At 39.0% G+C, this 5,696-nt stretch carries 7 protein-coding genes and 1 pseudogene; 2 read left to right on the top strand and 6 right to left on the bottom strand.

Annotated elements, in window-relative coordinates; translation table 11 throughout:
* The 3 genes from WB217_RS12650 to deoD form a co-directional block, all read right to left on the bottom strand.
* The coding region (locus tag WB217_RS12650) for a heavy metal translocating P-type ATPase (RefSeq protein WP_423993573.1) at window positions 1-1,257 on the bottom strand (1,257 nt) is incomplete at its 3' end.
* A gap of 504 nt (window positions 1,258-1,761) precedes the next feature.
* Complete coding sequence (locus WB217_RS12645; RefSeq protein ID WP_423993572.1) at window positions 1,762-2,622, bottom strand: M15 family metallopeptidase; 861 nt, start codon at window positions 2,620-2,622, stop codon at window positions 1,762-1,764.
* Window positions 2,623-2,796: 174 nt separating this feature from the next.
* Window positions 2,797-3,501 (bottom strand): purine-nucleoside phosphorylase, encoded by a 705-nt coding sequence (gene deoD, locus WB217_RS12640; RefSeq protein ID WP_423993571.1) that lies wholly within the window; start codon window positions 3,499-3,501, stop codon window positions 2,797-2,799.
* Between the two features lie 185 nt (window positions 3,502-3,686).
* On the opposite strand from deoD, the gene WB217_RS12635 reads away from it, so the two are divergent.
* Window positions 3,687-3,818, top strand: coding sequence for a hypothetical protein (locus WB217_RS12635; protein WP_335430450.1), 132 nt, complete (start codon window positions 3,687-3,689; stop codon window positions 3,816-3,818).
* Between the two features lie 55 nt (window positions 3,819-3,873).
* On the opposite strand, the gene WB217_RS12630 is transcribed toward WB217_RS12635, so the two are convergent.
* Both WB217_RS12630 and WB217_RS12625 read right to left on the bottom strand, forming a co-directional pair.
* Window positions 3,874-4,644 (bottom strand): sporulation protein, encoded by a 771-nt coding sequence (locus tag WB217_RS12630; protein WP_423993570.1) that lies wholly within the window; start codon window positions 4,642-4,644, stop codon window positions 3,874-3,876.
* A 164-nt stretch (window positions 4,645-4,808) separates the two neighbouring features.
* Window positions 4,809-4,982 (bottom strand): YozD family protein, encoded by a 174-nt coding sequence (locus WB217_RS12625; RefSeq protein WP_125480955.1) that lies wholly within the window; start codon window positions 4,980-4,982, stop codon window positions 4,809-4,811.
* A 134-nt stretch (window positions 4,983-5,116) separates the two neighbouring features.
* Here WB217_RS12625 and WB217_RS12620 point away from each other — a divergent pair, with 134 nt between their 5' ends.
* On the top strand, window positions 5,117-5,287 hold the full coding sequence (locus WB217_RS12620; protein ID WP_423993569.1) for a hypothetical protein: 171 nt from the start codon (window positions 5,117-5,119) through the stop codon (window positions 5,285-5,287).
* On the opposite strand, the pseudogene WB217_RS12615 reads toward WB217_RS12620, so the two are convergent.
* A pseudogene (locus WB217_RS12615) lies at window positions 5,284-5,696 on the bottom strand (hypothetical protein); the annotation flags it as partial. The gene WB217_RS12620 and the pseudogene WB217_RS12615 overlap by 4 nt on opposite strands.

Genomic DNA, 5,696 nt, shown 5'->3' with positions numbered 1-5,696 from the left:
TCCTACTACTACAGGAACGAAAACACCTGAAATTTTATCGGCAACACGCTGGATCGGCGCCTTGCTTCCCTGCGCTTCCTCTACTACTTTAATGATGCCAGCTAAAGCGGTATCTTTTCCAACCTTTGTTGCGCTCATAGTTAGCGTTCCATTTTTATTGATGGTTGCTCCAATTAAAGGATCACCAGATGTTTTCTCAACAGGTATGGATTCTCCGGTAATCATTGCTTCATCGACTGCTGATTGACCCGATACTACTTTTCCATCTACTGGAATCTTTTCACCAGGTTTGACGATAATTGTATCGTTCACTTTTACATCTTCGATTGGAATTTTGATTTCCTGCCCATCCCTGATTACAGTCGCTTCCTTAGCCTGAAGGCTCAGCAATTTTGAAATCGCTTCTGTTGTACGGCCTTTTGCTAATGCCTCAAACAACTTCCCGACTAAAATCAAGGTAATTAGGACAGCACTCGTTTCAAAATAAAGATGAGGATGGTAGTGCGGTTTTCCAATCGTTTTGATCGCTTCCGCCAGACTGTAAAAATATGCGGCAGATGTACCGAGCGCGACAAGTACATCCATATTTGCACTCTTGTTTTTAAGTGATTTATAAGCACCTACATAAAATTGTCCGCCAATAAAAAATTGCACCGGTGTCGCTAACAATAGCTGGAACCAAGGATTCATCAATAATTCAGGCATCGGCAGCCCAGTGTCCCATGGCGCATGCCCAATCATCGTATAAAGAAGTGGAAGAGATAATAGAATTGAGATCCACAGCTTTCTCTTCTTTGCGTTGATTTCTTCTTCTTTTTGCTGTGCTTTTGCTTCACGCTGGACTTTTTTCTTTGCGTCATATCCAAGGTTCTGAATTTTGCCGATTATTTTTTCTGATGACAGAATGGCACTGTTATATTCAACAGATGCTGATTCAGTGGCTAGATTAACAGTTGCTGAAACCATTCCATCCATCTTGTTAAGAACCTTTTCGATCCTTGTGGAGCATGCGGCGCAGGTCATACCAAAAACGTCCAAATCCAACTTGTCATTTCTGATCCCGTACCCCAGATTGTTAATTTTATTAAATATATCGTCGGGATTTATTTTATCTGGTTCATATGTGACTGAGGCATTTTCCATTGCCAGATTTACTGTTGCCTCTACCCCGTCCATCTTATTGAGGATTTTTTCAATCCTTGTTGAACAGGAGGCACAGGTCATACCGGTTATATCGATGCTTATTTGTTCTTTCAATCTCAACACCCCGCTTTGTTTTCCGATTTTACATTATCGGATTCGTTAATCTTTACTGTTCATTTCCGCTCGGGCATGCTAACTAACAACATTGAGCTTTGACATAGCTGATCATATAAACTTCACTTTAAATTATTATCAGCTATAACTTTACTATACCCCAGTATAGTATATTTATCAACAAAAAAAACTTGCTTTTTTTGTTAGTTTACATCTTTTTGTGGTTTCCACAGTAATAATTGTCACATATCAGATAAGCCCAAAACCTATAACTTACATCAATTCTTTCCGACTTGGCACTCAATACTTATATACAAGCTTTTATAAAAGTGCATTTGCAACTTTTTAACGCATACAGCTATAGATACACTTAATCAGATATAGTAGCCCACCTACAAATTTAGCAATCCAAATGCGATCCTTAAGAAAAGAAATGTAATGTAATTTTATCGCTAAGCAAAACAACAAAAAGAGCCTGCCACCAGCTGGCAAGGCTCTCACTTATTAGATTTTTTTCACATTATCGAAGTATTCTTCCAATGTCCAATTATTTTTATATATCTCAGTAGCTGCCTTGATGCCAACATAACGGAAATGCCATGGCTCGTACATATAGCCGGTAATGCCTTCCTTGCCTTTTGGGTACCTTAAAATAAACCCATATTCATGAGCATTGTGAACAAGCCATACTCCTTCTTTTGTTTTAGCGAATTGCTCATCAAGATTAAAGTCATTTGTCCTGCTGGAGATATCCATCGTCAAACCGGTTTGATGTTCACTGCTTCCCGGTATCGCTACTGCTTCTAGAGCTTTTTCCTTGCCAACTCTTTTAATTTCAGCATTAAAAATTGCATCCTGGCGTCCATATGACCGATACCCGGAGACTGCGGCTAATTCGATTCCATCGTTTTTCGCCCCAGCAAACATTTTTTCCATGGCAACAGCGGCTTCTTGTCTCATTAAGCTTTTCTCAAGCTTGGCATCACCAAACGAGAACAGTACATTAGGGCGGACTAAATCATTCGGAATATAGTTTGCCGGCAACCCAAATACTTTATTAACAAGGGATAAAGTATTTTGTGGATTTTGGATAACATTTCTGCCATCTGCATTTTGAATGACATTGAAATATGCGGCTTCTAGCGTCAGTTCATCTTCTCCAGGCTTGTCCACATTCTCTTCATTTTCACTCATGTTATCATCTTGTGGAGTAGTATCACTAGGTATATTCTCTTGTTCGTCAGCCTGCTGTTCTTGTCCAGTAAATTTTTCTCCAATGTAAGGAATCTTCTTTAAATAAGTTTCTGCAGGTGCACATCCTGCCAACAATAATGGCAAAGTACATAATAGTAAAATCTTCTTCATTTTATCCACCAATCTTTAGCTTTCTGAGGCAATAACACCATTCTATCATTTTTCAAAACAGTTTCGTATGGCCTTTTTTCCCATTCATGTTCTTTTAATTATGCCTGTAAATTAGTGCTTGCAAACTTGCTTACGGAAAAACCCTTTCCACTAGGAAAGGGTTTTCAGGCTAATTTATTCTTTAACTACTGCTTCAAGTGCAACTTCAATCATATCGTTGAAGGTTGTCTGGCGTTCCTCTGATGTAGTTTCTTCACCTGTAAGGATATGGTCACTTACAGTAAGGATTGATAGAGCCTTGCGATCATATTTGGCAGCCAATGTGTAAAGTGCTGTTGTTTCCATTTCTATTGCAAGAATTTGGTATTGCGCCCATTTTTCAAGTTCAGCATTATCATTGTAGAACTGGTCAGCAGTGAATACATTCCCCACTTTAAGGTTCAAGCCTTTTTCCAAACCTGAGTTATACGCTTTATATAGCAGGTCGAAGTTAGCAGTTGGAGCAAAATCCACACCGCCAAATGTCATGCGGTTCATCTGTGAATCAGTTGATGAGCTCATAGCAAGGATGACGTCTCTAACTTTTACATCCTTTTGAATGGCACCGCATGTTCCTACACGCACAAGGTTTTGTACATTGTAGCTATTCATTAGTTCATTAATATAAATTGAAATGGAAGGAACGCCCATTCCAGTACCCTGAACTGAGATTCTTTTGCCTTTGTATGTACCAGTGTAACCGAACATATTTCTTACTTCATTATATAGCTGTGCATTTTCAAGGAAAGTTTCAGCAATATATTTCGCTCTTAAAGGATCGCCAGGAAGCAATACCGTTTCTGCAATTTCATTTTCTTTCGCACCAATATGTACACTCATAATAAAATCCTCCATCCTATGGGTTGCTACTACAAAACTATACCATAATATAGCTGCTCAGGAAAATCTTCAGTTTCATGACAATTTTGTAGACGGGAATGCTAGAAATAGCTTAGCCATTGCCATTGCAAAAAATTCCTCAACATTATTTTCGAAAAAATATGGTTTAAAAAGGAGAATGAACAATGGGAAAGAAACACCGTAACAGGATCAATTCACCTAAGAAAAACAATCATATCCCGCCTGAAGCAATCATTGCCGAGCAGGAAGCACACGGAAAAGAATATTCCGCAACTGGCCGGAAAAGCAAGGCATAGAAAAAAGACGATGGAGCTTAGCTTCATCGTCTTCTTCCCTTAAGTTTGTTAACATTTAGCAATAACGCTCCACTGCAGCCTGGATTTTTTGCTTTAATGATGGAAGGTCTGAAGCATGGACAGTCATCCGGACATAGGATTCGTCCATACCCATTGCCTCTGATAGAAATCCGCCAAGACCCTTCGCCCTGCGGTCAACTTGCATTAATACTTCTATTTCATTTTCATTGTTCGGATATAAATTAAGTTCTAATTCGTCAAGCCTGCCTCTGAAAGGACCAGATACCGGCACAAACTCGAATTCCTGGACAAATGGGAGATGTCTGCGAAGATGTCTTGGTGCCTCTTCGCATTCCGCCTCTCTCAAGCGGAAGCCCAAATCGCTGACTGCATTGAAAATCCCATCCATCAATGGGTTTGGAATAACAGTTAAATAATCCTTATCAGTAGGGTCAACAGCATTTTTAATGTCCAGTCCAGTTGTTACCCAAACTTTTGTCCGACCCATTGACAAAGGCATTTCCAATGGAAGCCTGAATGTAAACGGAATTTCTTTTGTTTCATTGTCCTTAATCCTGAAGGACTGTGTCAGTTTGAAACGATCAATTTGAGCAGTTGCAGTGTATTTTTTATCATCTGATTCCTTTATATAAGTTGTATGTAAACTCAGGTAAATATCATCAATATTCTGTTCTGTGCTGCCGCCGCGGATTTGAACCACGCCGCGAACCTCTTCGCCTGGCATAACCCGATCTTTTTCTAGTCTTGTATCTACCTTCGCTGCACCGATTCCTACACTAGCGAACACTTTATTAAAAAACGACATTAGTTTATCCTCCCAAAATTCTTATTGATTCATGTTTATGTATACGTTTATCTTATCTAAGGGTTTCACACTTTTGAAATTTTTTTTTGCTCTATTGGTGAGCACATTTCCATCCTCAATAAAAAAGGCAGACCCAGTTGAATCCACCTTTAAAAAATTAAGTTCTAGTCTATGTCCTGTTCTTCATCGATAATGCACTTTTCTATCAGATACTCAAAAGTGATATCTGCCATTTCTTCAAGTTCCTCTTCCGTGGGAACGTATCCCCTTTTTACAAGTTCATGAAAGAAAAATTCAGCTATTTCCTCTGTATCAATAAAAACCTCAATCTCTTTCACGGATTCGCCCCCCTTTATTCAAATGTATGTGAAGCATGCCTGTTTCATGCCAAGCATAGACTGAATTTTTGTATAGGTTCTAACTAAATTGGACAAGCATAGAATGAAATAAACTTATCAAGGAGTGGATTCGTGTGGATAGACTGGGTACCCTGGCCGAATTGTTTGTGGAGGATGTAAATAAAGAAGACAGTGCAGTACTTGAATCATTCGAAAACATCTTGGACTTTTTATATAAAATAATTTTAGTGGCCGGAAGTCCATTCTTGCTTTATGTTCTGCTCCAGTTTTCAAACTTGCCTTAAACATGGCTTTTTCCATCATTATTGACAAGGATCGATAACTTGCGCAGTATCACTCTCATAACATGAGCATATTCTTCATCATTAAACCATTTATATAAAATTCGATAATCATTGTAAATATCAAGCAGATTATCAATGGTTGTTCTTTTTTGGTAGATTTTCCGCAATTCTTCCTTTTCGCCTGAACGTGACGGTGAAGGTTTTTTCTCGAGGTTGGCCGACGGCTTCACCTCTTTGTTAGCAGAAAAGAGCAGGCCCAATTTCTGAATGAATGTTTCGGCACTTTCCGAGTCCGCAACAAGCGTCAATTCTTCCTCACCAGCTTCAAGCCATTCGCCATCTTTAATTCTGGAAAGTTCGTAAATGACATCTTCCCAGGCATCTTCTTTATATCTCCAAATTTCTGTCC

This window comes from Mesobacillus sp., assembly GCF_049588175.1.
GTDB lineage: Bacteria > Bacillota > Bacilli > Bacillales > Cytobacillaceae > Mesobacillus.
This window is presented reverse-complemented; position numbering and strand designations above follow the sequence as displayed.